The organism is Micromonospora sp. NPDC005206 (assembly GCF_040608175.1).
Lineage (GTDB): Bacteria > Actinomycetota > Actinomycetes > Mycobacteriales > Micromonosporaceae > Micromonospora.
In genome coordinates this window covers 285,729-299,708 of the sequence record NZ_JBEXHU010000005.1, presented here as the reverse complement: position 1 = coordinate 299,708, position 13,980 = coordinate 285,729, and the positions used below count along the sequence as shown (strand labels likewise).

Sequence of the window (13,980 nt, the reverse complement as noted above, 5' to 3'; positions counted from 1 at the left end):
CCTGAGTAGTTGCTGAGAGCACGGTCCATGTTTGCTGTCAGCACCCCGTCGGGTGGCTCGCCGCTGGGCACCACGTACGGGTCGGCGGATCGACGAATCGCCGAACGCCCGTACCAATGGCAACACCGCCCGCCGCGGGGGCACAGCGACCCGGGTCACCACTGCGCTGCGATCCTGGTCACTGCCAAATACGCACCGGTGGACCGGTCGGTTCATCCACGAGGGTGTTATTACCCCCCGCCAAGATGAACAATCCGGAGCCTCGTTCGCTTCCCGCCGGCGACCCGGGCGGGTGGAGTCAGGTGGCGAGCAGGGCGAGGGCGCCGCGAACCTGGTCGGCGGAGCGGGCCAGCGCGGCCCGCGCGGCGGCGACCTCGGCGCCGGAGACCAGCGAGACCAGGGCGGTCTTCAGATCGCCGTCGGCCTCGTTGAGGGCCCGCCGGGAGACCTCCTCCGAGCAGCCGGTGGCCTCGACCAGGATCGAGATCATCCGCCCGCGGAGCTTCGCGTTCGTCGCCACCATGTCGATCATGAGGTTCGAGTAGACCCGACCCAGTCGCACCATGACGGCGGTCGAGAACGTGTTGAGCACCAACTTCTGTGCGGTGCCCGCCTTCATCCGGGTCGACCCGGTGACGACCTCCGGTCCGGTGTCCACCCCGATGAACACGTCGACCGACCGGGCCGCCTCCGCCTCCGGATTGGCGCAGAGCAGCACCGTCGAGGCGCCCTTGGCGCGGGACGCGGCGAGCGCCCCGAGGACGTACGGGGTGCGTCCGCTGGCGGCGAGACCGACCACCAGGTCACCGGCGCGCACACATCCGGCCGCATCGACCGCGCCGCCCCGCTCGTCGTCCTCGGCGTCCTCCACGGCACGCCACATGGCGTCCGGACCGCCGGCGAGGTGGGAGCAGAACCAGTGCCGGGGCGAGTTGAAGGTGGGGGCCAGCTCGGCGGCGTCGAGCACGCCCAGCCGGCCGGAGGTGCCGGCCCCGAAATAGTGCACCCGGTGGCCGCCGCGCAGCGCCGCGACCGCCAGGTCGACCGTGGCGGCGATCTCGTCGAGCACCGCGGCGACGGCCGCCGGCACCCGCCGGTCGGCCTCGTTGATGACGGTGAGCACGTCCCGGGTCGACATCAGGTCGAGGTCGGCGCTGAGCGGGTTGCGCCGCTCGGTGGGGGCGCCCACCCGGACGATCGGGCGGGCGGGCGGTGCTGGCATGTCCTCGTCCGGCTCCACCGCACCGGCCGTCATCCTCGCCTCCGGTTCGCACCCACCCGGTGCGACAGGACGGCCTCGGCGGTCGCCTCGAGGGCCTTGCGCGCCCGGGACCGGTTGCGGGCGGCCACGCCGACGAACAGGCAGTCGACCACGGTGAGTTGGGCCAACCGGCTGGCCGTCGCGCCGGAGCGGTAGGTGGTCTCCCGGGCGGCGGTGGTCAGCACGAAGTCGGCCACGTCGGTGATCGGCGAGCGCGGGAAGTTGGTCAGCGCCACGGTGACGGCGCCCCGCGTCCGGGCCTGCTCCAGCACCTCGATCACGTCGGAGGTGGTGCCGGTGTGCGAGATGCCGACCGCCACGTCGCCCCGGCCGAGCAGCGCGGCCGAGGTCAGGGCGGTGTGCACGTCCGGGAAGTAGAAGGCGATCCGGCCGATGCGGTGCAGCTTCTGCTGAAAGTCGGAGGCGACGAACCCGCTGGCGCCGGCGCCGTAGATGTCGATCCGGCCGGCGTTGGCGATCGCCTCGACCACCTGCTCACAGATGGCGGGGTCGAGCTGCTCGGCAGTCTCCTCGACCGCGCGGGCGTCGTTGAACGCGATGGTGGCGATGATCTGGGCGAGGTCGGCGCCGGGCGGGATGTCACCGCCGACGACCCGGGCGTCCGGCGGTTCGACCCGGCGGGCGGCCTCGGCGGCGAGCCGGATGCGCAGCTGCGGGTAACCGTCCATGCCCACCGAGCGGCAGAACCGGATGACCGTCGCTTCAGACGTCTCGGCTGCGGTGGCGAGGTCGGTGATCGTCCGGCGGGCGGCGGCAGCCGGGTCGGAGACGACCAACCGGGCGACCCGCTGCTCAGCGGGCGACAGCGACGGCAGCAGCCCGCTGATGTGGACGATCAGCCCACCGGGCTCGTGACTCGCAGAAATCTTCGGACTCTTCGCCACGGATGAAACTTACTTTCACGAGGCGTGAGCGTCAACCATGACTCCACGTGTTGGGGAAAGTACCGCCGATCGGGCGAGCCCGTCAGGCCAAGCGTGCCACCGGCGGGACCGCGCCACCTCCCCCGCCGGGCCGGGTCAACCTGCCGGACGGCTCCGGGCTCGCGGAAAACCGGGTCCGGCCAGACCGTACGGCGTCCCCGACCAGCCACACCGGGCAGGGCTCCCCCGCCGACGCGTCGACCCGAGCCGACCGGACGGCGTGGACCCGGCGGAGCGGTTCGGGGCGGTGGAGAGGCCGGGGCGGCGCTAGCGTGTGCTGCATGGCGGAGCGCAGTGTGCTGATCACCGGAGGCACGGGCGGGCTCGGCGGGGCGGTCACCACCGCCTTTCGGACGGCCGGCTGGCGGGTGGTCGTACCGGAGCGGGGTGCTCGGCCCCGGTCGGAGCCAGCGGCCGACGGGCTGGTCCGGCTCGTCGCGGACCTGACCGATCCGGCCGGCGCGGCACGGGCCGTCGAGGCGGCCGTCGGCGAACCGGCCGCGCCGCTGCGAGCGGTGGTCAACCTGGTCGGCGGTTACGCCAGCGGCGGGCTGGTGCATGAGACGCCGGTCGAGGAGTTCGAGCGGATGCTCACCGCCAACCTGCGGCCGACCTACCTGGTCACCCGGGCCGCGCTGCCCCACCTGGTGGCGGCCGGTGGCGGCGCGGTGGTCTGCGTCTCGGCCCGCGCGGCGGTCGCCCCGTTCCCCGGCGCGGCCGGCTATGTGACGGCCAAGGCCGCGGTGCTCGCCTTCGCCAACGCGGTCGCGGTCGAGTACCGGTCCCGCAACGTGCGCTGCAACACCGTGCTGCCCAGCGTCATCGACACCCCGGCGAACCGTGCCGCTCAGCCCGACGCCGACCACTCCCGCTGGGTGACCCCGGCCGAGATCGCCCCGGTGATCCACTTCCTCGCTTCGGCGGAGTCCGCGCCGACCAGCGGCGCCACCGTCCCGGTCTACGGGCGGGCCTGAGCCACCAGCGGCCCGATGGCCCCGTGGCCGGTCCGCTCCCCCGCCGCCGGCACGTCGGACGGCGGCGGTTCGGCGGACGGACGGCCCGGGTCGGGTCGGACGGACGGCGGCAGCCAGGTCGCCAGGTGCGCCTGGATCTGCTCGGTCACCTCCTCGGCCGGGCGGCCCGCGTCCACCAGGACGAAGGTCGGATACTCGGGCAGGGCGCGGTAGGCGGTGTCGGCGGCGGTCAGCCAGCCCATCGTCTCGTGGTCGGTGCCCCGCTGCTCGATCCGCCGGTACGCCTCAGCCGGGTCGACGGCGAGCAGGAAGGTCACCTGCGGCGTCGGAAAGAACCGGTAGCCGGCCCGGGCCAGCCGCTCCCAGCGGTGCCCGCCGTGCGCGCGGATGCTGGCGTACTGGCAGGCCGAGTAGCGGTCCATCACCGCCGTCCGGCCGGTGAGCAGGCAACTGAGCAGGGCGGCGGCGATGGCGAGCCAGCGCAGCACGGATTCCACCGCCAGCACGCCGTCGCGCCCGACGAGTCGCTGGGCGTCGGGGCGGCCCAGCCGGTGGGCGAGCCGGCCGAGCCAGCGACGCCCGCTGGCGTTGCGGCGGTAGGTGGCCGGGCGGCCGGCGGCGGTCAACGCGGCGGCCAGCCGGTGCGCCTGTGTGGTCTTGCCCGAACCGTCGATGCCGATCAGGGCCACGGTGCGCAACCGGGTCCTGCCGCGTCGCGTCCCCGATGATCTGGCCACCCTCGACAGGTTATCCGACCTGAGCTTCAGCTGCGCAGTTTGTGGTACTTGATCCCTGTTCGAACCCGCCCGCGACCGGCCCAGGTGTGGACGACCGGAATGCCGGGTACGGGAGTTCGAATCCAACCGCCTGTCCACCAACACGACCGACGGGAGAACCAGATGGCTGAGCGCGGGGACGAGAGTCTGGTGCACACCCTGAAGAAGGTCGCCGCCGTGCTCAAGCAGTCCGAGATCCCGTTCGCGCTGGGCGGCAGCTTCGCCGTCTACGCCCACGGTGGTCACTCCAGCGATCACGACGTCGATTTCCTGATCCGGGAGGCCGACGTCGAGGGAGCGCTGGAGGCCCTGGTGGCCGCCGGCTTCGTCGCCGAGCGTCCACCGGAGGACTGGCTGGTGAAGGTCTTCGACGACGGGCGGATGGTCGATCTGATCCACCGGCCGATCGAGACGCCGGTGACCGAGGAGACGTTCGCCGACACGGTCGTCCGGCCGGTGGACGCGATTCACATGCCGGTCCTGTCCGCCACCCAGCTGATGGTGCACAAGCTCCTCAGCTTCTCCCAGCACTACTGCGACTTCGCCCGTGGCCTGCCGCTGGCCCGGTCGCTGCGGGAGCAGATCGACTGGGAACGGGTACGCAAGGAGACGCAGCACTCGCCGTACGCCGAGGCGTTCCTGGTGCTGTTGGACCGGCTCGAGGTGGTGCCGGAAACCGGCACCCCGGCAGGAGAGGGGACACCGTGACCCACCATCGCGACAGCGGCGGCGGACCACCCGACGAGTACGTCGAGGCCGAGATCCACCGGCTGCTCGCCGAGGATCCCGCCGTCGCCGAACAGGGAATCACCGTGGTCCGGAGGGAGCGCGCCCTCGTGCTCTACGGCGAGGTGGAGAGCCCGCACCGGCGTGCGGAGATCCTGCGTCGGGTGGCCGAGCGCTTCCCGGACGTGCCGATCACCAGCGACATCGGGGTGATCCGCACTCAGGCGCCCACGCAGATCGAGCAACTGCCCTGAGGGAGGCTTCATGGTGATCCGGATCGCCGCCGTGGGCGACGTGCATCTGGACGAGGACGTGGTCGGCCGGTTCCGCCCGGCGTTGGAGGAGCTGCCGGACTGCGCCGACGTGCTCCTGCTGACCGGGGACCTGACCCGGCACGGCACCGAGTCGGAGGCGCGCTGCGTGGCGCAGGAGTTCGGCGGGCTGGCCGTGCCGGTGGTGACCGTGCTGGGCAACCACGACCATCAGTGTGACCAGGTGCCGCAGGTGGTCAAGGTGCTCGAGGACGCGGGTATCACCGTGCTGGAGGGCAACGGCGTGGTGCTGGACTGCGCGGGCGGCCGGCTCGGCATCGCCGGTGTCAAGGGCTTCGGCGGCGGATTCGCCGGGCGGTGTGCGAGCGACTTCGGCGAGCCGGAGATGAAGGCGTTCGTCCGCACCACCGTTGACAGCGCGGACCGCCTCGGTACGGCGCTGCGCTCCCTCGACTGCGACATGCTGGTGGCGCTCACCCACTACTCACCGGTGCCGGACACGCTGGCCGGCGAGCCTCTGGAGATCTACCCGTTCCTCGGCTCGTACCAGCTCGGGCAGGCGATCGACTCGGCGCCCACCGCGCTGGCCCTGCACGGGCACGCGCACGCCGGCACCGAGCGCGGCACCACTCCCGGTGGGGTGCGGGTACGTAACGTCGCGCACCCGGTGATCAAGCAGGCCTACAGCGTCTTCCATGTCGGCGATCAACCCGACACCGACCAGGTTTCCCCGATCGGACGCTCGGGTAGTCAGTGGTCATGGAGCTGATTCTCTGGATTCTCGCAGTCGTACTCGTGGTCGCCGGCATCCTCGCGCTGTTCCGCCGGCAGATCCTGTGGGGCATCGTCCTCATCGTCGTCGGGCTGTTGGTCGGCCCGGGTGGTGTCAGCATCTTCAATTGACGTTCGCACCTCGTAACACCGGGACCCGCCGGGGTCGCCGTGGCCGGAGCTCCGTCCTCCCGACAGGAGCACCGGACGTGGCGATCCCGGCGCTTTGCTGTGTGACATCCGCGGGCCGGACCGCCCGAAGGGCTGCCCAGACCGTACGAAAGCGGACCCGGACCGTACGGCCCGGGCCCCGCAGCGGTTTGACCGCCGACAGGACGGAAACATCTCGACCATGGAGACATCCCAGGACGTGCCGCCGACCACCGGCCGACGGTCCCGCTGGGCGCTCGCCTGCTTCGCGGCGGCAGTCTTCGTCGCGGCCGCGATCGGCGGGCTGGGCGTGCGGGGCACCACCGACGAGTACGCCGGCCTGCGGCAACCCGACTGGGCGCCGCCCTCGTGGCTGTTCGGCCCGGTCTGGACGGTGCTGTACGCGCTGATCGCGGTGGCCGGCTGGCTGGTCTGGCGCCGAGTCGGCTTCGGGCCGGCGCTCTGGGCGTGGACCGCCCAGTTGGTGCTCAACGCGATCTGGACCCCGCTGTTCTTCGGCGCGGGGCAGTACGGGCTGGCGTTCGCCGAGATCGTGGCGATGTGGCTGGCGATCGGGCTCACCGTCGCGCTGTCCGCCCGGGTCTCCCGGGTCGCGGCGGCGCTGCTGCTGCCCTACTGGGCCTGGGTCACCTTCGCCGCCGCCCTGAACCTGTCGATCTGGCGGCTGAACTCCTGACCGACGGTTCCCCGGCGGCGCCGCCCGCCGGAGACCGTCGTCGTTCAACCCCTCAGCAGCGGGGCACGCCGGGGATGTAGCCGTCGTGACCGGTGTACACGTACGCGTCGGCGATGAAGCGGCCGGAGCCGATCCGGTCCCAGATCGAGCTGGTGCCGTAGGTGCCGGTGACCGTGGTGCCGCTGGTCTGGCAGGCGATGGTCACCCGGGTGCCGTCGGCGACGGTCCCGACGGAGGCGTACCCCGTGCCCGGGCCGGAGCGGACGGTCAGCGGGGTGCCGCTGGTGTCGACCGTGCCGTTGCCGCTGCCCGAGCCGCACCCGTTGTCGCTGGTGTAGCTCCTGGTGCCCCAGTACAGGCCGAGGGTGCCGTTGAACCGCACCTGGATGTCGCTGCCGTTGAGGCGCTGCTCGTAGTGCAGGTGCGGGCCGGTGGAGCCGCCGGTGCTGCCGACCCAGCCGAGCACCTTGCCGTAGCCGACCGTCTGGCCGACCGACACGTTGAAGCCGTTGAGGTGGGCGTAGTACGTGCTGTAACCGCCACCGTGGTTGATCCGGACGTACTTGCCGTAGCTGGTGCCGCCGAGGTCGGTCACGCGGTCGACGGTGCCGGGGGCGCTGGCCACCACCGGGTCGCCGAGGTCGTCGGTGCGGTTGAAGTCGACGGCGTTCGCCGGGCTGTGGTTCGACCGGGTCTGCCCGGACCAGGACTGGCCGCACGGGAACGGCACCTTGAAGGTCGGCGCGGCCAGCGCCGGGCTGGCCGGGGCCAGGACTCCCCCGACGAGCAGGCCCGTCACCAGCAGGCTGATCCACCGCTTACGCATACAGCTCCTCCTATGTCGAAAACCTTCGATGTGGTGGTCTCAGCCTGACAGATATCGTCATTCTTCGAAAGAGTCGAAGATCTGGTCCGGGAGCGCGCCCACGGGGCGGCCGGGAGGTTTCCGGATTGTTACTCGCTCGTGTCTGACAGGGGCTGGACCGGACCGGATGCAAGCGCTTACATGTGTGCACAGCCATCGGGACCGGCGCCGGGCCATTGAGCACGACCGCGCCGGCTAGAAAGGAGGACGGCATGGCGGTCTTTACCAGACCACGCCAGGCCTTCGCGATCGCCGGCGTACTGGGGCTGGCGCTCAGCGCCACCGCTTGCGGTACCGGCGACGACAAGAAGAGCGACAACGCGGGCTCCGCGGAGTGTGCCGCATACGAGAAGTACGAGGGCCACGACGGCAAGAAGGTCTCCATCTACGCGTCCATCCGTGACGCCGAGGCTGACCTGCTGGAGCGCTCCTGGTCGCAGTTCACCGACTGCACCGGCATCGAGATCGACTATGAGGGCAACGCCGAGTTCGAGGCGCAGCTCCCGGTCCGGGTCGACGGCGGCAACGCGCCCGACCTGGCCTTCGTGCCCCAGCCGGGTCTGGTCAAGCGGTTCGCCGACGCCGGCAAGCTGAAGTCCCTCGGGGCCGACACCAAGACGATGGCCGAGCAGAACCTGCCGGCCGACTGGCTGAAGTACGGCACCGTCAACGGCACCCTCTACGGCGTGCCGCTCGGCGCCAACGTGAAGTCCTTCGTCTGGTACTCGCCGAAGCTCTTCAAGGAGAAGGGCTGGACGGTCCCGACCAGCTGGGACGACATGATCAAGCTCAGCGACACGATCGCGGCGACCGGCATCAAGCCGTGGTGCGCCGGCATCGAGTCCGGTGACGCCACCGGCTGGCCGGCCACGGACTGGATCGAGGACGTGATCCTGCGTACGCAGGGCCCCGAGGTCTACGACCAGTGGACCACCCACGCCATCCCGTTCAACGACCCGCGGATCGTCGACGCGGTCAACCGGGCCGGCACGATCCTGAAGAACGAGAAGTACATGAACGGCGGCTTCGGCGGGGTGAAGAGCATCGGCACCACCGCCTTCGGTGAGGCCGGGCTGCCGGTCACCACCGGCAGGTGCGCCATGCACCGGCAGGCGTCGTTCTACGCCAACCAGTTCCCCGAGGGCACCAAGGTGGCCGAGGACGGTGACGCCTTCGCGTTCTACTTCCCGGCCATCGACACGGCCAAGGGCAAGCCGGTGCTCGGCGCGGGCGAGTTCGTCGTCGGCTACGCCGACCGCCCCGAGGTGCAGGCGGTGCAGACCTACCTCGCCTCCGGCGAGTACGTCAACAGCCGCGCGAAGCTGGGCAACTGGGTCACGGCGAACAACAAGCTGGACATCGCCAACGTCGCCAGCCCGATCGACAAGCTCTCCGTCCAGATCCTGCAGGACAAGACCGGCGTCTTCCGCTTCGACGGATCCGACCTGATGCCGGCCGCGGTCGGCGCGGGGACGTTCTGGAAGGGCATGGTCGAGTGGATCAACGGCAAGGACACCGCGTCGGTGCTCCAGGGCATCGAGAGCAGCTGGAAGTGATCTGAACGGTGGGCCGGTCCGCACCCGCGGGCCGGCCCACCGGCGGATCCAGACCTGGGAGGGTCGATGGAGTTCGACTTCGCGGAGGAGCAGCCGAAGTTCCTCATGCTGATGTACGGGCTGATCGCTTTCGTCGCGGTGGTGGGCGGTCTGCTCCTGCTCCTCGACGTGGTGCCGGCCTGGTTCGCTCGGCGGCGGGAGGCGCAGTTGGTCGCCGCGTCCGTCAGCGGCACCCCGCTCCCCCGCCGGCGCAAGCGGGGGGAGGGACTCTTCGCGCTCTTCTTCCTGCTGCCGACGCTGCTGCTGCTCACGGTCGGGTTGGTCGTTCCGGCCATCCGCACCACACTGCTGTCGTTCATGGACGCGGGCAGCAACAACTGGGTTGGGCTGCGCAACTACGGCTGGATGTTCTCCGACAGCTCGATCGTCCGGGTCCTGATCAACACCCTGGTCTGGGTGGTCCTGGTCCCGCTGGTCGCGACCGCGTTCGGCCTGATCTACGCCGTCCTGGTGGACAAGGCCCGCTTCGAGGCGGTGGCCAAGTCACTGATCTTCCTGCCGATGGCGATCTCCTTCGTCGGCGCCAGCATCATCTGGAAGTTCGTCTACGCCTACCGCGGCGACGGCGACCAGATCGGTCTGCTCAACCAGATCGTGGTCAGCCTCGGCGGCGAGCCCAAGCAGTGGCTGCTCGAATCACCGCTGAACACGCTGCTGCTGATCGTCATCATGGTCTGGATCCAGGCCGGTTTCGCCATGGTGGTGCTCTCCGCCGCGATCAAGTCCATCCCCGGTGACATCGTGGAGGCCGCCCGGCTCGACGGCGTCAGCCCGTGGCAGATGTTCTGGCGAATCACCATGCCGAGCATCCGGCCTGCGCTGATCGTGGTGGTGGTGACGCTCACGATCGCCACGCTCAAGGTCTTCGACATCGTCCGGACCGCGACCAACGGCAACTACGACACCAGCGTGATCGCCAGCGAGATGTACAACCAGGCGTTCCGGTACGGCCAGAACGGGCAGGGCTCAGCGCTCGCGGTCTTCCTCTTCATCCTGGTCATCCCGGTCGTGATCTACCAGATCCGCAACCTCCGTCAGCAGCGGGAGGGCTGAGATGACGACTGCAACGCCCACCGTCGCCGCCGGCACCCAGAAGACCGACGGCACCACGCCCACCACCGCTGGGCGGGTCCGCAAGCGGCTGAACAGCCGTACCGCGACCCTTGTCTCGATCGTCATCGCGGTGGTCTGGACCATCCCGACCTTCGGCCTGTTCATCTCCTCCCTCCGGCCCGAGGACGAGATCAAGACCACCGGCTGGTGGACGGCCTTCACCAACCCGCAGTTCACGCTGGAGAACTATCAGCAGGTCTTGTTCGGGCGGTCGTCGTCATCGGGGCAGCTCGCCAGCTACTTCGTCAACTCGTTGGCGATCACCATCCCCTCGGTGCTCTTCCCGCTCGCCTTCGCGGCCCTGGCCGCGTACGCGCTGGCGTGGATCAACTTCCGTGGCCGGGACTGGCTCTACATCGCGATCTTCGCGTTGCAGATCGTGCCGCTGCAGATGGCCCTGGTGCCGCTGCTGAAGTTCTTCTCCACCGGCGTCACCCTCGGCGGCGTGACCCTGATGCCGGCCTGGGATCTCGTCGACGAACAGAAGTTCGCGCAGGTGTGGTTCGCGCACACCTGCTTCGCACTTCCGTTCGCCGTCTTCCTGTTGCACAACTTCATCTCGCAACTGCCGGGAGACCTGATGGAGGCGGCCCGGGTCGATGGGGCCAGCCACCCGAAGATCTTCCGCACCATCGTGCTGCCGCTGATCATGCCGGCGCTGGCCGCGTTCGGCATCTTCCAGTTCCTCTGGGTCTGGAACGACCTGCTGGTCGCGCTGATCTTCGCTGGCGGCGGCAACGAGACCGCTCCGCTCACCGTCCGGCTGGCCGAGATGGCCGGCACCCGAGGCAACGAGTGGCAGCGGCTGACGGCAGGGGCGTTCGTCTCGATCGTCGTACCGCTCGTCGTGTTCCTGTCCCTCCAGCGCTTCTTCGTGCGAGGTCTGCTCGCCGGCAGCGTCAAGGGCTGACCCGCTTGCTCGCCGCCGCCTGGCCCCTCGGGCGGCGGCGGGCGCCGGGTACCGAGCGGGGGAACCGTGACGAAGATTGATGATGTGGCCCGGCTGGCCGGGGTGTCCACGGCCACCGTCTCGCGGGCGCTGCGCGGGCTGCCGACGGTCTCCGCCGCCACCCGACGCCGGGTCCTCGCAGCCGCCGAGCAGCTCGACTACGAGGTCTCGCCGAGCGCGTCCCGGCTCGCCGGTGGCCGCACCGGCACGGTCGCGGTGGTTGTCCCCCGGATCACCCGATGGTTCTTCAGCACGGTCGTCGAGGCGGTCGAGGAGTTCCTCCACGAGTCCGGTTACGACCTGCTGCTCTACAACCTGGGTGGTCGGGAGCAGGTCCGCCAGCGGGTGCTGCGTACCGCCAACCTGCACAAGCGGGTGGACGCCATCATGCTGGTCGCCACGCCGCTGCGCCCGGCCGACCTGACCGCGCTGGCCGCCCTCGACCTGCCCGGGGTGACCATCAGCTCGGGGACCAGGGTGCCCAACTGGCCGTGCGTACGGATCGACGATGTCGCTGCCGCCCGTACCGCCACCCGGCACCTGCTCGACCTCGGCCACCGCCGGATCGCGCACATCTCCGGCGACCCCGACGACGAGCTGGCCTTCACCACCCACCTGGACCGACGCCGGGGGTACCAGGAGGAACTGCGGGCGGCCGGTCTGCACCTCGACCCGAGCCTGGACGTCGAGTCGACGTTCACCATCGACGGCGGCAACCGGGCGGCAGCCGAGCTGCTGTCCCGGGGCGAACCGCCGACCGCGATCCTCGCCGCCTGTGACGAGATGGCGATGGGCGCGATGACCGCGCTGCGCGACGCCGGGCTGCGCGTACCGCAGGACGTCAGCGTGATCGGCATCGACGACCACGACCTGGCCGGCGTGCTCGGGCTCAGCACCATCGCCCAGCCCGCCGCCGAGCAGGGCCGGCTGGCCGCCCGGATGCTGCTCGACCCGCTCGGGGCCCGGAACCTGGGCCCGATCGTCGGTCAACGGACCGCCGGTTGCGACACCCCGGTGATCCTGCCCACTCGGCTGGTGGTCCGGGAATCGACCGCACCGCCCCGGGCACACTGAAACTCAACCATCCGCCGCCGGCCGGCGGCTGGCGGCGACGCGGCCGGCAGCAGCACCGGCAGTCCACCCACCGCTCGACACGGGAGACGACCCTGAACACCGATCCGACGCAGCAGACCCCCTCCGGTCCCCCGGTCACCGGCTGGTGGACCGAAGCCGCCATCTACCAGATCTACCCCCGCTCGTTCGCCGACTCGGACGGGGACGGCGTCGGCGACCTGCCGGGCATCACCGCCCGCCTCGACCACCTGGTCGAACTGGGCGTGGACGCGGTGTGGCTCTCCCCGTTCTACCCGTCCCCCCAGGCCGACGCCGGCTACGACGTGGCCGACTACCGGGACGTCGACCCGCTGTTCGGCACCCTCGCCGACGCGGACAAGCTGATCGCGGAGGCCCGCTCCCGCGGCCTGCGGGTGATCGTCGACCTGGTTCCGAACCACACCTCCTCGGCGCACCGCTGGTTCCAGGCCGCGCTGCCCGCCGCGCCCGGCAGCCCGGAGCGGTCCCGGTACATCTTCCGGGACGGTCTGGGCCCGGCCGGCGACCAGCCGCCGAACGACTGGCAGAGCGTCTTCGGCGGCCCGGCCTGGACCCGGACGGTCGACCCGGACGGGCAGCCCGGCCAGTGGTACCTGCACCTGTTCGACACGGGACAGCCGGACCTCAACTGGGACCACCCGGAGGTGCACGCGGAGTTCCTGGACGTGCTGCGGTTCTGGTTGGAACGCGGGGTGGACGGCTTCCGGGTCGACGTGGCGCACGGTCTGGTGAAGCAGACCGACCTGGCCGACTGGCAGGAGCCGCAGGAGATCCTGTCCGGCAACGAGGTGGACAAGCCGCGCCCGCCGATGTGGGACCAGGAGGGCGTGCACGACATCTACCGCCAGTGGCGGCAGCTCCTGGACAGCTACCCCGGCGAGCGGGTGCTGGTCGCCGAGGCGTGGGTGGAGCCGGCCGAGCGGCTGGCCCGCTACGTCCGCCCGGACGAGATGCATCAGGCGTTCAACTTCGAGTACCTGCTCGCCGCCTGGACCGCGCCGGCCCAGTACGCGGTGATCACCCGCTCGTTGGAGGCGACCGACTCGGTCGGCGCGCCGACGACCTGGGTGCTGTCCAACCACGACGTGGTGCGGCACGCCTCCCGGCTGGGCCTGCCGATCGGCGCCGTCCGACCCAACGGCATCGGCATCGGCGACCCGCAGCCGGACGCCGCGCTCGGCCTGCGCCGGGCCCGGGCGGCCACGCTGCTGATGCTCGCCCTGCCCGGCTCGGCCTACCTCTACCAGGGTGAGGAGCTGGGCCTGCCCGAGCACACCACGCTGCCCGACGAGGCCCGTCAGGACCCGACCTGGGCGCGCAGCGGGCACACCCAGCGCGGCCGGGACGGCTGCCGGGTGCCGATCCCGTGGGAGGCGGACGCGCCGTCGTACGGCTTCGGCCCGTCCGACGCCAGCTGGCTGCCGCAGCCCCCGCTGTTCGCGGAGTACGCGCTGGACCGGCAGCGCGACGTGCCCGGCTCGACGTACGAGCTGTACCGCACGGCGTTGCGGCTGCGCCGCGCCCACGGGCTCGGCCGCGGCACCCTGGAATGGCTATCCTCCGGCGACGAGGTGCTGACCTTCCGCAACGGTGAGCTGACCGTGCTGACCAACTTCGGCACCGCTCCGGTGCCGGTTCCGGCCGGCGCCGAACTGCTCGCCGCCAGCGCACCGCTGGACGACGACGGGGCGGTCCCGACCGACGTGACGGTCTGGGTGCGCGCCTGACCCAGGTGTTAAGAAGGGCCCCCTGT

General features: G+C 70.9%; 15 protein-coding genes. 11 read left to right on the top strand and 4 right to left on the bottom strand.

The features are described from left to right. Window positions 1–298: 298 nt before the first annotated feature. Window positions 299–1,255 (bottom strand): N-acetylmuramic acid 6-phosphate etherase, encoded by a 957-nt coding sequence (gene murQ, locus ABZU69_RS09520; protein ID WP_354963915.1) that lies wholly within the window; start codon window positions 1,253–1,255, stop codon window positions 299–301. Continuing rightward, window positions 1,252–2,166, bottom strand: a complete 915-nt coding sequence (locus ABZU69_RS09515) for a MurR/RpiR family transcriptional regulator (protein ID WP_354963914.1) — start codon at window positions 2,164–2,166, stop codon at window positions 1,252–1,254. The genes murQ and ABZU69_RS09515 overlap by 4 nt, the downstream gene beginning before the upstream one ends. A gap of 320 nt (window positions 2,167–2,486) precedes the next feature. On the opposite strand from ABZU69_RS09515, the gene ABZU69_RS09510 reads away from it, so the two are divergent. Then, window positions 2,487–3,179 (top strand): SDR family NAD(P)-dependent oxidoreductase, encoded by a 693-nt coding sequence (locus tag ABZU69_RS09510; RefSeq protein WP_354963913.1) that lies wholly within the window; start codon window positions 2,487–2,489, stop codon window positions 3,177–3,179. Here ABZU69_RS09510 and ABZU69_RS09505 read toward each other — a convergent pair. Further along, window positions 3,164–3,916 carry a dTMP kinase gene (locus ABZU69_RS09505; protein WP_354963912.1) on the bottom strand — a complete coding sequence of 251 codons (753 nt, stop codon included), beginning with the start codon at window positions 3,914–3,916 and terminating at the stop codon, window positions 3,164–3,166. The two genes, ABZU69_RS09510 and ABZU69_RS09505, sit on opposite strands and share 16 nt — an antisense overlap. A 99-nt stretch (window positions 3,917–4,015) precedes the next feature. Here ABZU69_RS09505 and ABZU69_RS09500 point away from each other — a divergent pair, with 99 nt between their 5' ends. The 5 genes from ABZU69_RS09500 to ABZU69_RS09480 all read left to right on the top strand — a co-directional run bounded on the left by ABZU69_RS09500 (window position 4,016) and on the right by ABZU69_RS09480 (window position 6,571). Continuing rightward, on the top strand, window positions 4,016–4,663 hold the full coding sequence (locus tag ABZU69_RS09500; protein WP_354963911.1) for a nucleotidyltransferase: 648 nt from the start codon (window positions 4,016–4,018) through the stop codon (window positions 4,661–4,663). Continuing rightward, on the top strand, window positions 4,660–4,935 hold the full coding sequence (locus tag ABZU69_RS09495) for a hypothetical protein (RefSeq protein WP_354963910.1): 276 nt from the start codon (window positions 4,660–4,662) through the stop codon (window positions 4,933–4,935). Before ABZU69_RS09500 ends, ABZU69_RS09495 begins: the two co-directional genes overlap by 4 nt. A 10-nt stretch (window positions 4,936–4,945) precedes the next feature. Next, a complete protein-coding gene (locus ABZU69_RS09490; protein WP_354963909.1) occupies window positions 4,946–5,722 on the top strand; it encodes a metallophosphoesterase in 777 nt (258 codons plus the stop codon). Then, the gene (locus tag ABZU69_RS09485) at window positions 5,713–5,856 is read left to right on the top strand and encodes a GPGG-motif small membrane protein (protein WP_007464364.1); all 144 of its coding nucleotides are present in this window, start codon (window positions 5,713–5,715) and stop codon (window positions 5,854–5,856) included. Before ABZU69_RS09490 ends, ABZU69_RS09485 begins: the two co-directional genes overlap by 10 nt. A 220-nt stretch (window positions 5,857–6,076) precedes the next feature. Then, window positions 6,077–6,571 (top strand): TspO/MBR family protein, encoded by a 495-nt coding sequence (locus ABZU69_RS09480; RefSeq protein ID WP_354963908.1) that lies wholly within the window; start codon window positions 6,077–6,079, stop codon window positions 6,569–6,571. A gap of 52 nt (window positions 6,572–6,623) precedes the next feature. Here the strand turns inward: ABZU69_RS09480 and ABZU69_RS09475 are convergent, their stop codons facing one another. After that, window positions 6,624–7,397, bottom strand: a complete 774-nt coding sequence (locus ABZU69_RS09475; RefSeq protein WP_354963907.1) for a peptidoglycan DD-metalloendopeptidase family protein — start codon at window positions 7,395–7,397, stop codon at window positions 6,624–6,626. A 251-nt stretch (window positions 7,398–7,648) separates the two neighbouring features. Here ABZU69_RS09475 and ABZU69_RS09470 point away from each other — a divergent pair, with 251 nt between their 5' ends. The 5 genes from ABZU69_RS09470 to ABZU69_RS09450 all read left to right on the top strand — a co-directional run bounded on the left by ABZU69_RS09470 (window position 7,649) and on the right by ABZU69_RS09450 (window position 13,954). Beyond that, window positions 7,649–8,992 (top strand): ABC transporter substrate-binding protein, encoded by a 1,344-nt coding sequence (locus tag ABZU69_RS09470; RefSeq protein WP_354963906.1) that lies wholly within the window; start codon window positions 7,649–7,651, stop codon window positions 8,990–8,992. Window positions 8,993–9,058: 66 nt separating this feature from the next. Continuing rightward, a complete protein-coding gene (locus ABZU69_RS09465) occupies window positions 9,059–10,105 on the top strand; it encodes a sugar ABC transporter permease (RefSeq protein WP_354963905.1) in 1,047 nt (348 codons plus the stop codon). A 1-nt stretch (window position 10,106) separates the two neighbouring features. Further along, complete coding sequence (locus ABZU69_RS09460; protein WP_354963904.1) at window positions 10,107–11,075, top strand: carbohydrate ABC transporter permease; 969 nt, start codon at window positions 10,107–10,109, stop codon at window positions 11,073–11,075. A 66-nt stretch (window positions 11,076–11,141) separates the two neighbouring features. Next, window positions 11,142–12,188, top strand: a complete 1,047-nt coding sequence (locus tag ABZU69_RS09455) for a LacI family DNA-binding transcriptional regulator (protein ID WP_354963903.1) — start codon at window positions 11,142–11,144, stop codon at window positions 12,186–12,188. A 92-nt stretch (window positions 12,189–12,280) separates the two neighbouring features. Then, a complete protein-coding gene (locus ABZU69_RS09450; RefSeq protein ID WP_354964018.1) occupies window positions 12,281–13,954 on the top strand; it encodes a glycoside hydrolase family 13 protein in 1,674 nt (557 codons plus the stop codon). Window positions 13,955–13,980: the final 26 nt, after the last annotated feature.